This window comes from Pseudanabaena minima str. Chao 2107, from assembly GCF_051131155.1.
Lineage (GTDB): Bacteria > Cyanobacteriota > Cyanobacteriia > Pseudanabaenales > Pseudanabaenaceae > Pseudanabaena > Pseudanabaena minima.
In genome coordinates, this window is record NZ_CP159508.1 from 3447071 (window position 1) to 3464991 (window position 17921).

13 protein-coding genes are annotated in these 17921 nt (G+C 43.0%); 11 read left to right on the forward strand and 2 right to left on the reverse strand.

What is annotated here, in order from left to right:
- Positions 1 to 81 precede the first annotated feature (81 nt).
- The 3 genes from ABM313_RS15790 (at position 82) to ABM313_RS15800 (ending at position 4594) form a co-directional block, all read left to right on the forward strand.
- On the forward strand, positions 82 to 2043 hold the full coding sequence (locus ABM313_RS15790; protein WP_434684134.1) for a protein kinase domain-containing protein: 1962 nt from the start codon (positions 82 to 84) through the stop codon (positions 2041 to 2043).
- A gap of 410 nt (positions 2044 to 2453) precedes the next feature.
- A complete protein-coding gene (locus ABM313_RS15795) occupies positions 2454 to 3224 on the forward strand; it encodes an alpha/beta fold hydrolase (protein WP_434684135.1) in 771 nt (256 codons plus the stop codon).
- 158 nt (positions 3225 to 3382) lie between these two features.
- Entirely contained in the window at positions 3383 to 4594 is a 1212-nt protein-coding gene (locus ABM313_RS15800; RefSeq protein WP_434684136.1) for a tetratricopeptide repeat protein, read from the forward strand.
- 57 nt (positions 4595 to 4651) lie between these two features.
- On the opposite strand, the gene ABM313_RS15805 is transcribed toward ABM313_RS15800, so the two are convergent.
- Entirely contained in the window at positions 4652 to 4801 is a 150-nt protein-coding gene (locus tag ABM313_RS15805; RefSeq protein WP_434684137.1) for a hypothetical protein, read from the reverse strand.
- A 50-nt stretch (positions 4802 to 4851) separates the two neighbouring features.
- On the opposite strand from ABM313_RS15805, the gene ABM313_RS15810 reads away from it, so the two are divergent.
- From ABM313_RS15810 to ABM313_RS15845, 8 genes are all read left to right on the forward strand, one after another.
- Positions 4852 to 5691: a hypothetical protein gene (locus ABM313_RS15810; protein ID WP_434684139.1), complete on the forward strand. Its 840-nt coding sequence runs from the start codon at positions 4852 to 4854 to the stop codon at positions 5689 to 5691.
- Between the two features lie 182 nt (positions 5692 to 5873).
- Positions 5874 to 6992, forward strand: a complete 1119-nt coding sequence (gene wecB / locus ABM313_RS15815) for a non-hydrolyzing UDP-N-acetylglucosamine 2-epimerase (RefSeq protein WP_434684140.1) — start codon at positions 5874 to 5876, stop codon at positions 6990 to 6992.
- A 96-nt stretch (positions 6993 to 7088) separates the two neighbouring features.
- Positions 7089 to 8540, forward strand: a complete 1452-nt coding sequence (locus ABM313_RS15820) for a CmpA/NrtA family ABC transporter substrate-binding protein (protein ID WP_434684141.1) — start codon at positions 7089 to 7091, stop codon at positions 8538 to 8540.
- Positions 8541 to 8925: 385 nt separating this feature from the next.
- On the forward strand, positions 8926 to 9369 hold the full coding sequence (locus tag ABM313_RS15825; RefSeq protein WP_434684142.1) for a T3SS (YopN, CesT) and YbjN peptide-binding chaperone 1: 444 nt from the start codon (positions 8926 to 8928) through the stop codon (positions 9367 to 9369).
- Positions 9370 to 9483: 114 nt separating this feature from the next.
- Positions 9484 to 9933, forward strand: a complete 450-nt coding sequence (locus tag ABM313_RS15830) for a T3SS (YopN, CesT) and YbjN peptide-binding chaperone 1 (RefSeq protein WP_434684143.1) — start codon at positions 9484 to 9486, stop codon at positions 9931 to 9933.
- Positions 9934 to 9945: 12 nt separating this feature from the next.
- Positions 9946 to 10587 carry an HAS-barrel domain-containing protein gene (locus ABM313_RS15835; protein WP_434684144.1) on the forward strand — a complete coding sequence of 214 codons (642 nt, stop codon included), beginning with the start codon at positions 9946 to 9948 and terminating at the stop codon, positions 10585 to 10587.
- Between the two features lie 232 nt (positions 10588 to 10819).
- The gene (locus ABM313_RS15840; RefSeq protein ID WP_434684145.1) at positions 10820 to 13819 is read left to right on the forward strand and encodes a CHAT domain-containing protein; all 3000 of its coding nucleotides are present in this window, start codon (positions 10820 to 10822) and stop codon (positions 13817 to 13819) included.
- 168 nt (positions 13820 to 13987) lie between these two features.
- Positions 13988 to 14950 (forward strand): protochlorophyllide reductase, encoded by a 963-nt coding sequence (locus ABM313_RS15845; protein WP_434684146.1) that lies wholly within the window; start codon positions 13988 to 13990, stop codon positions 14948 to 14950.
- Positions 14951 to 15031: 81 nt separating this feature from the next.
- Here ABM313_RS15845 and topA read toward each other — a convergent pair whose 3' ends face one another.
- Positions 15032 to 17743 carry a type I DNA topoisomerase gene (gene topA / locus ABM313_RS15850; RefSeq protein WP_434684147.1) on the reverse strand — a complete coding sequence of 904 codons (2712 nt, stop codon included), beginning with the start codon at positions 17741 to 17743 and terminating at the stop codon, positions 15032 to 15034.
- Between the last annotated feature and the right edge of the window lie 178 nt (positions 17744 to 17921).

Consider the following 17921-nt stretch of genomic DNA (forward strand, 5'->3'; position numbering starts at 1 on the left):
TAATCGAATGGGTTGTCTTACTGACAGTAAGACAACCCATTCGATTATAATTAAATGAGTTGCGGTTGGAGTAAGGTTCTCATGGCGACATCACAAACAATAGGTAAAGCGTTTGGTAATCTGTTAGGCGGACGCTTTCGAGTTGTACAGACGATCGCTGATGACACCTATGGACAAACCTACTTAGTTGAAGATACCGTGGCTGCGGAAATGCCACGTTGGATCGCCAAAAGTTTTTGTCTGATTAATAAAACTAATCTGCAACTTGACTGGGCGCGATCGCTATTTCGCAATCAAGTTCCTAAATTACAGCAACTGAGCGATCGCAGTGCCGACTTCCCAAAAATTACAACCTATTTTGAGCAAGAGGAGGAATTTTATATCGTAGAAGAAGCGATCGATGGAATTCGTCTCAGTGATGAAATCTCTACAGGAAGACTCTATAGTGAGTCCGAGTTAGTTCAATTCCTCCGACAATTGTTGACTAGTCTGCATATTGCCCATAGTTCCAATATGGTGCATGGAGATATCTGTCCTCGAAATTTAATTCGTCGTAAAGATCGACAGGGTGGCTATCAAGGCATTAATAGTAGCGATCAACATTTTGTGCTGACTAATTTTGCCGTTCTCAAAGGTATTTATGCAACAGCCGCTCAAAATGGAGTTGTCCTCGGTACACCTAGCTATATGCCCTTTGAGCAGGCTCTTGGACACTTTACACCTAGTTGTGATATCTATGCCCTTGGATTAACGGCGATTCAATTACTCACAGGTTTACATCCTAGTCAACTAGTCCGCCGTGAAGACCTGAATTTATTAGACTGGCAGATGGGTTCAGCAATTCGTCCTGAACTAGCGCTCATTCTCAATCGCATGGTCAAGCACCATCCTGAAGATCGCTATCAGACTGCACAGGAAGTTCTCTATGAACTCGACAATTTACCACCTATGCATCAAGAATCTGATGATTTTCAGATGCCCACTTTTACCCTCAATCAAAATACTAATCGTTGGGCGATCGCTCTAGTTTGTTTAGTAGGAGTTAGCTGGGGTGCGATTAACTTCTCTCAATACTTGCCTAAATTTTCCTCCACTCCCAAACCAACTCCTACAGTTATCGAACCGACTCCAGCCATTACTTCTAATTATCAATTACGGCTGAGCCTAACAGGGCACACAGGTTGGGTCAGAGCCGTGGCTTTCTTTCCCAATGGATTCAGTTTCGCGAGTGGTAGTTACGATCGCACCTTGCGCCTATGGAATGTAAGAGATAATCAGTCTTTTGGAACTTTATCCAATCATCTTGGCTCTGTATCTGGAATTAATGCAATCGCCGTGCATCCTAACGGCAATACCTTCGCAATCGCCTGTATTGACAAATCGATTAAGTTATGGAACTTCCGCAGTGGTAAACCAGTTCGGAACATCGAAGCCCATGATGGACAGGTCTACAGTGTGGACTATAGCCCGAATGGCAACACCTTAATTAGCGGCAGTGCAGATAAAACGATCAAACTCTGGGATTGGCGTAAGGGTGATCTATTACAGACTTTTGAAGGACATCAAGACAAAGTTGTATCTGTTGCTTTTGCCCCTGATGGTAAGCAATTTGCTAGCGCCAGTTTTGATAAAACCATTAAAATTTGGGATGTGAAGACAGGAAAGCAGGTTCTAGATATTACAGGACATAATGCACCTGTAAATGCGATCGCCTATAGTCCCGATGGCAAAATGCTGGCTAGTAGCAGCCAAGATCAAACCGTAAAAATTTGGGATGCAAGCACAGGCAAAATCCTGCGAACCTTATCAGGACATACAGGGGGGGTCTTAGCGGTTGCCTTTAACCGTGAAGGCAATGCGATCGCCTCTGGTGGTGTAGACAAAACAATTCAGATCTGGGATGTTAACACGGGTAAAACAATGCAAATTCTCAGTCAGCATGAAGCCCCAGTCCTATCCCTGAGTTTTAGTCCTAAGGATGCCACCCTAGTTAGTGGTGGTGCTGATCGCTTAGTCAAGGTTTGGCAATTGCAAGCTAAGTAATCCCAAAACACAAAATGGCGTAGCTATTTTGTGTTTCTAAAACCCTGACTGGGTTTGATTTTTACTTTATAAAAGAATCGTCTACACTTCTGTTAAGTAAAACCAAAAAATAAAAGTGGTGCGTCGCACCGCTTTTATTTTTTGATTTTACTATTGATAATTATATTCAATAGTGTTAAAGTGCCAATTAAGTTCTGATGCGGCTTGACTCAGCACGCTTCATTACACATAGTTCAAATGCGTTGGCAGGATTGAGTGATAAAATGCGTTTTTTTTACAGGGATTGCTGACACAGATTTTAGTAAGAGTAAGCATCTATCACTCAATTTTTTTTTATTTACTTTATTTACGGTCTTAGAAATCATTTATAAATTGTCCCTAGCTTAATAATAATTAATTTCGATAAAAACATGCCCTTTAGACAGTCCACCTCACCTCAAGTTGTCGGTCTTTGTACCAGTCAATCCTTGCGCCGCTTTGATTTACAACTGCTCCGATCGCTGTCACGTCAGTATGCGATCGCCCAATGGGAGTATTGCCAAAACCCTGACGAACCCATCGATCTAAATTTAGCGATCGCCTCCCTCCATGAATACATACAAACCTGTGATGACAAAGTGCATCTAGTCGGACATGGCATAGCGGGCTTAGTCGGTTGGCTCTATGTCAAGCAATATCCTGAACAGGTGCGATCACTTACTTTATTGTCAGTGGGGGTTAACTTAGCGACTAGCTGGCATAGTCATTACTATGAGCAGCGTCAATTAATCGGTTGTAGTCGTGAAACAATGCTGATGCGGACAGCCTTTTATCTATTTGGTTATCGTGACAAAGAAATGTTGTATTGGTTAGCCAACCTACTCAAGCAAGATCTCGATAATTCTTTGATTCCCCACTCTCTTTATGCACCCACTTATATTGCGCCCACAAGTATCTCTGTACCAATGTTAGTTTGTGGTGCTCTAGATGACTATGTAATTGGTGGCGAAAATGCCTACAAAAAATGGAAATCATATCTTAAAGACAGCGATCGCCTTTGGTTAAGTGAGCAGGGAAAACACTTTTTTCATTACTCGCAGTGGCAAACTGTCAGCAAGCAAATTCGTTCTTTCTGGAATTCTTTAGCTCTCGATCATGTAGTTTCCATTAAACAGCAAATTGAACTGAGTAGAAACTCATAAAGAACTGAATTTTTCTAATGCCTTTGGCGCAGGAAACAACAAAATCGGGTTACTGATCCAATGGATGATTTTGGGATAGATGATTTTGGGTACGATATTATTTGTGAAGTGTGAAGCCTAAAAGTAGGTAACTTACACGCATAATTTTGGAGTTTCTCATGAAATTAGCTGAATTTCTAACCCAAGGGCAGCACCTGCGTCAACAGGATCGCACCTTAGCGATCGCTTATTTTGAACAATGTCTTCAAAATACTACCACTGGTGAAAACTTGGAGGCAGACCCTAGCACAACCATAAGGGTTTTACTAGATCTGGCTGTAGAGCTAATAGCCACAAAACAATTAGAATCATTGCAGAGAGCGCAAGTTCTTGTGCAACAAGCGGGGGAAGCATTAAGTCAGCATCCAGATCATGATCACGAACAAGAGGCTTATCTGCTTTATGTACGTTCAATTCTGGCGCTCGAAATGGGGGATTTGAGCGATGTTTTACATATTCTACAAACGGCTCATCAATCTTATCGCAATAGTCAGCAGGGGCAGGCTCTCATTGATGACGCAATCGGACAATATTATCTACGAGTAAATGATCTGCAATCGGCTCTTATGAGTTTTGAACGATCGCTATCTGTACGCCTAGAAGTAGAAGATGAATGTGAGATCGCTAAAAGCTATATCTACTTAGGACAATTGTATTTATCATCTGGGGATATTAATCAAGCGACTAGTCTTTTTCAAAGTACTCTCGATATTGCCTTAGCTAATTCCGATAACTTTTTGCGTTTACAAGCGCTGAAAGGGCTAGTGAAAGTGGCGATCGCGGAATCTCAGTGGCAAATGGCAATTGAGATGATCAAAGATGGCATCTCTTTGCTGAAAGAGCCAGTTGATACCATCGAAATTGGTTATTTATACTGTGATTTGGCAGAAGCTTTGCTAGGCAATCGCCAAGTTGAAGAGAGTCTGATCTGCATTAGAGTAAATGTATTACCCCGTTTCCGAGATTATCAATATCTGAGGGGGATTGCGATCGCCAAACATCTCCGAGGACGTATCTATGTATATCGACTGCTCGATGGTTTGGATAGTCTTGATGAAGATTCAATCGAAACGGCGGAAGACTCATTAATTGATGCTTCTATCGCTTTTGAGCAATTCGGAATGATGTATGAATATGCGAGATCTCTATACGATTTAGCTTGTCTCTACCAGCTATGCAGTAATTCGCAGTTTCAATATCAATATCAAGGCAAGTCTTTGCGATCGCTAGAATTATCACTCAGCATCTTAGATCAGTTGGGTATGAGCCATACTCAGCTTGCCTCACAAGTTGAATCTATGCTCAATCAAGTGATGAGGGGAAGTTTTTAAATAAAAGAAGGGGCGAAACGCCCCTTCTTTTATTTTAAGCTTGAGTAATAATTCTCATTATAAAAAAATCGGTTTTTTGAAAGCACGCCGTTGGCGTGCTTTCAAAAAACCGATTTTGGTGTTTCCAGCGCCTTCGGCGCTGGAAACACCAAAATCGGTTTCATAATGTGATGGCATTTCAGCGATAGTTACAAAAATCTGATACATTTGGCTTAATCTGAAAAACATTTTTAGGATCAGCATCTGAGGTTGATGCCATGACTCAAAATCCACTAGTTGAACAAGCCAAACAGGGCAACGTTAACGCGATCGCCTCGCTCATGAATCGATTGCTTAAATCTCAAGCAATGTTGGCAAACGTTGAGCGTGATGGCGATCGCTTAGAAATCTTAATTGAGTCTGATTTGCGATCGCTAGACGATGAGATGCGAATTCCTAATCGGCAGGTGCTAGTGGGAATGCTCAAAAAATGGTTTATCACCCTTGAAGTAAAGACAGTTTCTCGGATCACCGTGTCTTGGCAACAAACAGGATTTGATGAACCTGCATGGACAGAGGAAATTTACCTAGTTGAGCAGGAAACCCCCAACATTAGTGAAAATGGCGGAATCACTGAGACTAAACAAAGTCCTAGAATACCTCCTTTACCAGTATTCCCACCCAAATCTATGCTAGAGCGAAATGATCTCAGCGATCGCGCCAATAGAGAAACAAATGCCGTAGCATCTAGTCCCGATCTAGATGAGATGTTTGGAGAACCCAGTGTTCCCGAACAGTTGCCCAACACTAATCATCTCAATTCTGATTTAGACAATACAAGAACCTCTCAAGATTCAGAATTACTATTTCTTTCTGATATTCCTGTAATGCCTGACGCTGAGGAAACTAGCGATTTCCATTCTGAGGAGCAATCCTCAACAAATAAATTTGCTTGGCAAGCTTTAATTAGAACTCCAATTTTTGCAATGCAAATAGCTCAGTATGTGGTTGTTTGTGTGATTATTATTGTCACTTTGAGAGGAATTCATGCAGTCTTTGGCGGTAGCAAAGCTCCCAAAACTACATCTGTTGCACCGCAATTGGTGCATTATAGGTAAGACTTACGCACACTAACCAAGAGCTCAAGTGCTTGGCTAAAAGCTCAAGTCCACTTCAGTGGACTAAAGAATAATTTCAAATAAATCCTTATCAACGGGTTTAATCTTTGAGCAGCGCACTTGAGTGCAGGGCTACTGCGTAAGCCAATCACCGTCAGAAAGCGTGTTTAGTAGGGATTATTGTGTCAACTCAATTCCATGTCTGTATTACTTTAGGAACTCGTCCAGAAGCAATTAAACTTGCCCCGATCATTCATCTATTTAGAAATAATCCTCAGTTTCAAACTTCAGTGATTTTAACTGGACAACATCGGGAGATGGTGGAACAAGTAATGCAACTGTTTGAACTCAAAGCAGATTACGATTTGGACATCATGCAGCCGAAGCAAACGCTTACCCAAATTACTTGCAATAGTTTGATCGGTTTAGAAAAGTTATATAAAGAAATTCAGCCAAATATTGTTTTAGTCCAAGGTGATACGACTACAGCCTTTGCCGCCGCTTTAGCAGCTTTTTATCAGCAAATTCCTGTTGGACATGTAGAGGCTGGGCTTCGTACCGACAACCTATTTAATCCATTTCCTGAAGAAGCAAACCGTCGTTTAGTATCGCAAATCGCCCAGCTTCATTTTGCCCCCACTCAAGCCTCAGTGGAGAATCTTATAGTTTCTGGTGTCAAAACAGGTATTCACAATACAGGCAATACCGTAATTGATGCACTGTTATACGTTTCAGGGCGATCGCCAAACTGTGAAATTAAAGGCTTAGATTGGAAAGCCCATCGCGTAATTTTGGCAACCGTTCATCGTCGGGAGAATTGGGGAGAACCCTTAGCCCAAATCATCCAAGCATGGTTACAGATCTTGGCAGATTTCCCAGATGTAGCTCTGGTGCTGCCGATGCATCTCAATCCTGTAGTAAGAGAACCGTTAATCGCGAAATTGGGCAATCATCCGCGTATTTTCTTAGTTGAGCCTCTGGACTATGAACAATTGGTAGGAGCCATGCAGCGCTGTTATTTGATCATGAGTGACTCAGGCGGCTTGCAAGAAGAAGCTCCTAGTCTTGGTAAACCTGTTTTAGTATTGCGCTCCACCACTGAGCGTCCAGAGGCAGTTGCCGCAGGTACAAGTAAGCTAGTTGGCACAGAAACTGCGGATATTGTGGCGGCAGCTTCTAAATTACTAGGCGATCGCCATGCTTATGAGCAAATGGCAAATATTGCTAATCCCTTTGGCGATGGCAAGTCCAGTCAGCGTATCCTAGATATAGTCCATTCATTTTTAAGTGATGTTTGCTGAGTAGTGAATTAAAAGTTACCAAAAATTGGTGATTGGTGATTGGTGATTGGTAATTAGGGCTTTTAGAGTTTAGCTTTTGGCGTTTAGCGTTTTGAAATGGGAAATTGGGTTTCATTTTTTAGTAGTAACTTAATTATTCTCAATCACCAATCACCAATTACCAATCACCAATCATCAATCATCAATCATCAATCATCAATCATCAATTACCAATCACCAAATGTTATGAAACTTTCTAGACGTAAGATCCTAACTAGCTTTGGTGTAGCAGCAAGTACACTCTTGCTGAATAATTGTACGTCCCGAACTCTATCTAACCAGCCGTTTCAAATTAATGCTGATGCTCAAGCTTCCGATATCCCTGAAGTGCAATCAGTCCGCCTTGGTCTGATTCCATCCATTGAAATCGCTCCTCTTTTAGTTGCCAAGAGCAAAAAACTATTCGCTAAATATGGCATGACTGATGTGGAGCTAGTTCCCTTACGATCCTGGAGAAATATTTGCGATCGCACAGAAATAGGTACTAAACTCGGCAAAAATAATCAGGGTATTGATGGTGGACATTTTTATAGTCCTTTGCCAGAACTATTGAATGAGGGCTTGATTAATCGACATACAAGTAAAACTGCCATGTATGTGTTGATGCGCCTACATACACATGGTGGCTATATTGTTGTGTCTAAAAGACTTAAGCCCTTTGGCATTCAACTGAAACGAGCAACCTTTTCGCCTTGGCAAGATATTGCTAAATTGTTTGGGAAACCAATGAATGGCGCGATCGCTGAGATTGGAAGTAATTATGATTTATGGCTTAGATATTGGCTAGCCTCAATGGATGTGATTCCTCAAAAGAGTATCGACATTCTGGAGATTCCATTTGATCAGATCATTCCCCAAGTAAAACAAAATAAAGCTGACCTACTTTGTTTAGATAGCTGGCATAGTCTGCAATTGGTTGAAGCAAATCTTGCTGATCCTGCGATCGCGATCGGAGAAATCTGGCGCAATTATCCAGGGGAGATTTTTGCCATGCGGGCTGATTGGGTCGATAAATATCCGATCTCTACTCAAGCATTGATCCAAGCAATTATGGAAGCGCAGATCTGGTGTGATGATCCAGCTAATGCCCAAGAATTAGATACGATTTTAGCCTTGAGTTTTAATGATAGCCGCAATCTTATATCGCAGCCAATTAAGATATTTGCTCAGCTTTTTAAAAATAGTCCTAAACAAAAGATGAGAAGACTAAAAATAGATAGCCCTACTTCCATTAAGTATTGGTCAAATGATGGTATTTCTGTTTCTTATCCCTACAAAAGTCACGATCTCTGGTTTCTCACTGAATATCGTCGATGGAATGATTTGCCTGATGATTTTGAGACTAAAGAAATCATTGATGCCGTAAATCGTGAAGATCTTTGGAAAAATGCAGCTAAGGCGATCGGGGTTCCTGATACGAATATCCCTATTTCAACTTCAAGGGGAATAGAAACCTTTTTTGATGGTTTCAAGTTTGATCCTGAACGTCCCATACAACAGGAAATATAACCTCCTCTTTTCTGGTTTAACGTGAGTTCGATATCGCCATTTGCGGCGTGCTTCGCACGCCGCAAATGGCGAAAAATGGTAAGAATCGCTAAGCGATTCTTACCATTTTTCGCTTTCGTCGAACTGACGTTGGTTTAATACAACGTCAGTTCGATATAGCAATTTGCAGTGTGCTTCGCACACTGCAAATTGCTATATCGAACCAATACCATTTGCTGGGTCTCCAAGCCCAAGTATCTGTTTCCCCGTAACTCGTAACACAGAATACGGAAAAGGTTTATCTTTTGTAACAAAATCGTTCCATGAAGCCAAATTTTGAATTTAAATGCAATTAGATTTCATTAAATTGCATAAATAGAAGAAGTAAGACATAGGATCGTAGGCAATGAAATTTGAGACACCCATCCAGCAAGCTTGTTACGAAAAGATCCAGCCTTGGTTAACTGACTTATACGAAAATGTCTATTCGCCTCCCTACGATATGCCTGTGTTTGTATTACCCCTTGGCTCAGCCACAGCTACAGTTGAAGTATTGCCTTGGGGAAATACAGAAGCGATCATTTCTACTTGGTCTTATGTAGTAACGGGTGCAGAAATTACTCAAGATCTGATGAAATTTCTACTCAAAAAGAATTCTGAGATGCAGTTTGGTGTTTTCAGTATTGATGACGATGGCGATATTCGTTTTCATACGACGTTAGTTGGTTCCACCTGCGATCGCGACGAATTACAAACCTCAGTATCCTCAGTTCTCCAGACTGCTGATAAATATGATGATGCGATCGTTGAGGCTTGGGGCGGAGAAAGAGCTTTAGAAAGAAGTCTTTAAGAATTGGTATTGTGGCACAAAGTGCCGCAATACCAATGGGTTGTGTTTAAGCGTAAAGCCCTGTAATTATGCGGTAAACTCTTAGAGGTTTTAAGTAAATGGTAAGTTGCAGGCGTGAACTTTCAATCAAAAGCACAACAAGACTGTTATCACAAAGTAGCTGCTTGGCTACCAGATATTTGCGATCGCATATCCAATCCTGTTGCCCATAATCCGATTTTTAGTTTGCAGTTTGGTTCCGCAACTATACTTGTGGAGATCAAACCGTTTCGTGATTCAGAATCTGTTATTTATATCTGGGCATATGTGGCAACAGATGTTGAAGTAAGTAATGATCTCATGCTTTATTTGCTCAAACAGAATGATGTTTTCCGTTTTGGCGGCTTTAGTATGGAAGATGAAGGGGACATCAGGTTTCATGTAACTTTGTTGGGTGCTTCTTGCCAACAAAATGAATTTAAACTAGCTCTGACTGAGGTTTTAGAAAGTGCTGATCACTATGATGATCTGATCGTGCAGCGTTGGGGTGGTCGCAGAGCAGCAGATGCTTTATTTGACATTTAAGAAATTCAGTTAATGTTTGTACCTTTATCTCAATCTAGACGCGATCGCCATCCTCAACATCTTGCTGAAGTTGTGGCAACTTCTACCACTGAATTTTTAGCCCAATGCCTTGAACCTGACAATCTTGATTTCCCATTGATGCCAGCTTTTGGTAGTTGGGTGAAGTCACAACAGGATGAAAATAGCGACGTAATTGCTTATGGTGTGGTTTACCATGCGACGACAGCACCGATTGATTCTGTTCACCGTGCTGTGGCTCTAGGACTGAGCCTACAAGAGTTACGCGAGCAACAACCACAAATTTTTGCAATGCTCCGTTCCGAAATCAAAGTTGTCCTACTGGGCTTTAGTTCCGTTGGTAATATCTATCAGCACTTACCTTCGCAACCACCCCAAATTCATCAAGCGGTTTATGGTTGTGAAGAATCAGAAATTGAGAACTTTACGGAAGAGTTAAACTTTTTAAGAACCTTAGTCCAAATGACCAATGCGCCTGTGGATGAGTTAATTGCCGCAGTACTTCGTAATGTATATCAAGTGAGAAAATGCGATCGCAATTGGTTAGTTCAAGCAGGTCGCAAGCTGAGCATTTTATTAAAGGATGACTACGATCGCCTCGGCGCAATCTTAGGACAAGTCCATCCTTTTGCGTAATGAAATGCCGCACAAAATACAGCCTTTCATTTTTTGGTTATGTTTTTTGTAACAACCCTAGATTTTTCAGGATATAGCTTTATGCTTTAGGCGATCGCGGGTTTTGATATCCAGCGCTTTGCACTCAAACCCAAACCAAGGGATTTTTTAAAAGCGTTGCGAAACAACACTTTTAAAAAATCCCTTGTGACTCTTTCGATCAGTAATTGCTGTAAATATGAGGATTTTGGCTATGAATAAAGCTATTGGTATGGCGATGTTGGCATTTTTAACTGGTGGGCAAGTAGTGATCAGTGAAAGTGCCCAAACACAAACATTACAGTCTCGCCAAGTGGAAGGAGATCTGCTATTTAATCAAGGAAATCAGCAATTTCAACTTAGCCAGTTTGATGCGGCTTTTCAATCATGGCAGCAAGCATTGACCATTTATCGGGAAATCAAAGATCGTTCCAGAGAAGGCGCAGCATTGGGCAATTTGGGACTTGCTTACCTTTCCCTTGGTAAATATGACAAAGCGATTGATTACCAACTCCAAAGAGCCGAACTTGCTAAAACAATGGGTGATCGTAGCGGTCAAGCAAATTCCTTTGGAAATCTGGGCAATGCGTATCTTGCGCTTGGTAAATCAGACAAAGCGACTGAGTACTTTCTCCAATGCTTAGCGATCGCAAGGGAACTTAAAGATCGACAGACTGAGGGTGCGACACTAGGGAATTTGGGTATTGCTTACCAAAATCTCGGGCAATATGAAAAAGCAATTGAGAACTATCTGGTAAGTTTAGAGATTGCTAGAGAACTCAAAAATCGCCTTGGTGAAGGACAGTCATTGGGGAATTTGGGTGGTGCTTACTATGCTCTCGGCAAATATGACAAGGCTATTGAGTATCAACTGCAAACCTTAGCGATCGCAAGGGAAGTCAAAAATCGGCTGAGTGAGGCTCAGTCACTGGGCAATCTGGGTGCTGCTAGCAATGCATTAGGCAAATATGACCAAGCAATTGAGTACTATCAGCAATACTTAGTGATCACTAGAGAAATCAAAGATCGGCGCGGTGAGGGTGTAGCCCTAGGAAATCTGGGTATTGCTTACAAAAACCTCGGTAAATATGACCAAGCGATTGATTCTCAACTGCAATATTTAGCGATCGCCAGAGAAATCAAAGATCGGCAGGGAGAGGGTGAGGTACTGGGAAATTTGGGGATCACTTATGTTTCTCTGGGTAAATATGACAAAGCGATTGAGTACCAACTCCAAAGCTTAGAAATCAAGCGGGAAATCAAAGATCGGCGCGGTGAAGTAGCATCGCTAGGCAATCTGGGCATTGCTTACCGTAACCTTGCTAACTATGGCAAAGCAATTGAGTACCAACTCCAAAGCTTAGCGATCGCTAGGGAAATCAAGGATCGACGCGGTGAAGGCATAGTGTTAGGCAATCTAGGCAATTCCTACTATTCTTCTGGTAAATATGACAAAGCGGTTGAGTCTCATCTCCAAAGCTTAGCGATCGCTAGAGAAATCAAGGATCGCCTCAGTGAAGGACAAGCGCTAGGAAATTTGGGCGCTCCTTACTATGATCTCGGCAAATATGACAAGGTGATTGAGTACAATCTGCAATTTTTGGAGATTGCAAGGGAAATCAAAGATCGCAGTGGGGAAATGTATGGCTTGCATAGTTTGGGCTATGCCTACAATGCTCTAAATCGCGATCGCGAAGCGTTGGCTTCCTATCAGCAAGCATTGACCATTGCTAAAGAGATTGGCGATCGCAGTATCGAAGGTTATGCGCTTGGAAACCTCGGACAAGTATTTGCAAAATCCAAGCAAACCGAAATCGCAATTCTCTTTTACAAACAATCGATCAATGTGCGCGAAGCAATTCGCAAAGATATTCGTAAGCTCGATAAAGAAGATCAAAGATCCTATTTAGGCACTATTTCTAGCAGCTACAAAGAACTGGCTAGCTTACTGCTTAATCAAGGTCGGATCATGGAAGCTCTGCAAGTTCTCGATCTTCTCAAAGTCCAAGAACTTGAAGACTATCTTAAAAATATCAAAGGTAGCGATAGAACTACGCAGGGTGTGAGGATTTTAGAGCCAGAGAAAGCGATTAGCTCTCAGATATTAGCGATTAGCAATGAAAAAGCTCCTGAACTTAATCGGAAACTTGCGGGACAGATCCAGCAACTTCCTAAATCCGAGATCAACAAAGTCCCAGACTACCTCAAACAAATTCCACAGGGAACAGTATTACTCTATCCATTGATTTTAGGCGATCAGCTAGAAATAATTTTCTTCTCACCTAGCAGCCTCCCCATCAGTCGCACTGTCAAGATCTCCAAAGCTAAGCTCGAATCATTGATCATTGAATATAGAGCAGGACTGCTTGATGCTGGTTCTGAAGATGTCAAAGATGCTTCTAAGGCTCTTTATGACGTGCTAATTAAACCGATTGAGAATGAACTGATTATGGCAAAAGCGGAAACTATTCTCTATGCTCCCGATGGCATCTTGCGCTATGTTCCCCTTGCGGCTCTCTATGACGGCAAACAATGGTTAGCGGAGAAATATCGCATTAGTAATCTGATTGCCTACAGTCTCTCCGATTTTTCACCAAAGCCCAAAATTCAACCTAACATCCTCGCAGGAGCATTTGGCGGTAAAGCTGGCGATCGCAAGTTTGGACAAATAGCCTTACCTGCAACCCTTAAGGAAGTCCAAGCGATCGCTAACTCATTCCGAAACTCAGTTACCTTAACCGAAGAAGCATTTAGCCGCCAAGCGATCGAATCAAAATTCAAAAATCATAATGTGCTGCACCTTGCTACCCATGCTGAGTTTAATACTGGTGTACCAGATAACTCCTTCATCATCTTCGGCAATGGCGACAAAATTCGCTTAAGTGAGATCACCGATTGGCAGATTCCAAATATAGAGTTGATTGTGTTGAGTGCTTGTCAGACTGGGGTGGGCAAACTCGGTGATGGGGTAGAAATATTGGGATTTGGTTATCAAGTGCAGAAAGCAGGAGCAAAACAGGCGATCGCTTCTCTTTGGAAGGTTGATGATGCTGGTACACAAGCTCTGATGGCAGCGTTTTATCAAGAGTTACAAAAAGGCGATGTCACGGTTACGGAAGCATTACGACGAGCGCAAGTTTCTCTGATTAAATCACCTAATTTCAATCATCCTAATTACTGGTCAGCATTTTTGGCGATCGGTAATGGTTTATAAGTATCTGTGCAAAATCTTAGAGGTATGAGCTACGCTAAGCGATCGCTTAGTGGTGATCGCCATTAATATTCCACAAATACTCTCAGCGTAAAGCTTTGACTCCCATTTGTCGCTTAATCCCAAATCGCTGTAAAATTCTAGTCAAAGTCTATAAATTAACTCTTAAAAATGTCACAATATCACAAACCTACAGTCATTATTACAGGTGCATCTTCAGGCGTTGGTTTATGGTCAGCCAAAGCAATGGCAGATAAAGGCTGGCATATCGTTATGGCTTGCCGCAATATCCCCAAAACCGAAAAAGCCGCCGAATCTGTCGGTATTCCTAAAGATAGCTACACGATCATCCAAGTCGATCTTGGTTCTTTGGTCAGTGTGCGCGAATTTGTGGCTAAATTCCGAGCGACAGGAAAGCCCCTTGATGCATTGTTGTGCAATGCTGCGATCTATATGCCTTTACTCAAAGAACCCTTGCGATCGCCTGAAGGCTTTGAGTTGACGATGACCACCAATCACCTCAGTCACTTCCTCCTCTGCAATCTCCTGCTAGAGGACATGAAAAAGTCCACCCATCCTGATCGCCGTATGGTTATTTTGGGAACTGTCACCCACAACCCCGACGAACTGGGCGGCAAGATTCCTCCACAACCTGATCTTGGTAATCTTGAAGGGTTTGAGAAGGGCTTCAAACCACCGATCTCGATGGCAAATGGCAAAAAGTTTGAACCAGTTCGCGCCTACAAAGAGAGCAAGGTTTGCAATATCTTGACCATGCGTGAATTGCATCGCCGCTACCATGAATCCACAGGGATTACCTTTACTTCCCTTTACCCTGGTTGTGTCGCTGACACACCTCTCTTCCGTAATCACTACCCTCTCTTTCAAAAACTATTCCCACTATTCCAAAAGAACATCACTAAGGGATATGTCACTCAGGAGCTATCAGGCGAAAGAGTTGCTGCTGTCCTCGCTGATCCTGAGTATCGCCAATCTGGAGCCTACTGGAGTTGGGGTAATCGTCAGAAAAAGGATGGTAAGTCTTTTGTGCAGACTGTCTCTCCCCAAGCCCGTGATGATGCTAGAGCTGAACGCTTGTGGGACTTGAGTGCGAAATTAGTCAGACTCGTATAAAAAATCCAAAAGAGTGATGGCGGCGCGATGTGCCGCCATCACTCTGGGCAAAGAAAAGCGGCGCGATGCGCCGCTTTTCTTTTATTTAGTCGCAGCAGCCTTTTTGGTAGTTGCGGCTTTTTTAGTAGTTTTAGCAGCGGTCTTAGTGGTTGTTGCTTTAGTTGCGGTGGACTTGGTAGTAGTCTTTTTCGTGGTAGTTTTCTTAGGCTCGCTAGACGTAGACTTAGTGCGCTTACTAGTGCTTTTACCAGACTTACTTGCCAACATCGATAGCGCCTCTTCTAACGTCAGTCCTTCCACGGTCTGCTCCTTAGTTAGAGATACATTGACTTTGCCATGCTTCACGTATGCACCATACTTACCATCAAGAATCTCGATCGCTTCATCATCACTAGGATGTTTGCCAAGCGATTTCAATACTTTCGCTGCCGCCGCTCCACGCAAAGTCTTTGGTTGCGATAGTAGTTCTAAGGCTCGTTCAAAGGTGATGGTATAGGGATCATCAGTCGATTTTAGCGATCGATTGTCGTCCTTGTCGCCATTACCTTTGGTGTGACAAACATAGGGACCAAAACGTCCCGTATTCACAAACACCCGATTACCAGTATCAGGATGTGCGCCCAAGGTACGTGGCAGAGCTAGCAGTTTGACAGCAAGATCGAGGGTAACTTGCTCAGGCTGCATACCCTTCGGCAATGAGGCACGTTTAGGTTTAGGAACTGCTTCCGTCGCCTGACCTAGCTGTACATAGGGACCATACTGCCCCATCATCATGAAAATTGGCTCATTCAGTTCTGGATGAATACCGACTTGATCGGGACCTTCTAGCTTCTGTTTGAGTAGAAGTTCAATCTTTTCAGGCACTAAATCAGAAGGAGTGAGGTTCTGAGGAATGGAAGAATTAACCGTGTGATCACCTTCTCCAACTTGAATGTAAGCACCAAACTTACCGATTTTGACTTTAACATCATCATCTAAGCCTTCAAGACGTACTGTCCGCGCCGCTTCGCCATCAATGAGACTATCGCGAGACTTTACCTGTCCGCTTAAGCCTTGTTCACCCGAATAAAATTTCTTGAGATAGGGTAGCCATTCCACACTACCCGTAGAAATATCATCGAGGGTTTGTTCCATTTTAGAAGTGAAACTAGGATCGACGAGGTTGGGGAAATGCTCTTCTAATAAACTGGTGACAGCAAAAGCCGTGAAGGTGGGAATTAACGCATTATTCACAAGCTGCACATAGCCGCGATCACAGATTGTGCCGATAATACTGGCATAGGTACTAGGACGACCGATACCTTCACTTTCGAGCATTTTCACAAGAGCCGCTTCAGTATAGCGGGCGGGAGGTTGAGTTTCATGTCCGACCGTATTTAACTCACGGCAAACAGGATGATCGCCAATTTTGAGCGGCGGCAACATTACCTCTTTTTCTTCAAGGGCAGCATCTGGATCATCGGAGCCTTCGACATAGGCGCGGAAAAATCCTGCGAAATCAATACGTTTGCCTGAAGCTCGGAAAATCGCATCTTCAACGGTTAACTGCACGCTGAGCATGGTTAACTGAGCATCCGCCATTTGTGAGGCAACTGTGCGCTTCCAAATTAGGTCATAGAGCGCTAATTCCCGTCCTGACAACCCCGTTTCTTGAGGAGTACGAAAAGTTTCACCTGCGGGGCGGATTGCTTCGTGAGCTTCCTGTGCGCCTTTGGACTTAGTCACATACTGGCGAGGCTCTTTGCTGAGGAAGTTACTGCCGTACATCTTGGTCACACATGTCCGTGCGGCGGCGATCGCCTGTTGTGACAAATGAACCGAGTCAGTACGCATATAGGTGATAAAGCCTTGCTCGTACAGGGCTTGAGCTACTCGCATTGAGTCCCTTGCCGATAGACGCAATTTACGGTTAGCCTCTTGTTGCAATGTCGAGGTGGTGAAAGGTGGTGAAGGCTTGCGGGTGGTGGGACGTTCATCTAGATTGCTCACCGACCAGACTTTGCCATTTAAACGCTGTTGCAAAGCGATCGCCGCCGCTTCATCCAACAATAAAACCTGGCGACCTCTGGCAATTTTGCCTGTCGATTCGTCAAAGTCTTTACCTGTAGCCACATTTGTGCCACCGACCGAGACTAGCTGCACAGGAAATTCCTGTTTCGGCGCATAGAGATTTGCCTTCAAATCCCAGTAGCTACCAGATTTAAAAGCACGTCGTTCACGTTCACGATTGACGATTAACCGCACGGCTACAGACTGCACGCGACCAGCCGATAAACCCCATGCAATTTTTTTCCACAGCAAAGGAGAGAGGGTGTAACCCACAAGGCGATCGAGGATGCGGCGTGTTTCTTGGGCATGGACAAGGCGATCGTCAATCTGGCGACAGTTTTTTAATGCGCCTTTAATTGCCTCAGAGGTGATCTCATGGAAAACCATGCGCTTAATTGGTACTTTGGGTTGCAAAATTTGCAATAAATGCCAAGAAATACTTTCCCCCTCACGGTCTTCGTCAGTTGCTAGGATCAATTCCTTGACACCTTTTAACGCTGACTTGAGTTCGCGGACGATCTTTTTCTTATCGTCTGGCACGATGTAGAGTGGCTCAAAGTCAGCATCGACATTAACGCCGAGCTTAGCCCATTCCGTACCCTTTAGTTCGGTAGGAATATCACTAGCTGATTGTGGCAAATCGCGCACATGCCCCATAGATGCCTCTACTCGATATCCAGCAGGCAAAAAGTTGCGAATGGTGCGGGCTTTAGTGGGCGATTCGACAATAACAAGGGTAGACATATTAGCCTGCAAGGTTCGCGGTAATCAAAATAACGGGAAGATCAATAAGCAATTAATCATCAAAATTAAGGGCTTACTTAAATACCTTCTTAACCTATATACAATGTTTATGCGGAAAATTACTATTTTTTAGTAGGACGGTAACTACACTAGCAAGTTTCCCGCAACTACTAGTTGC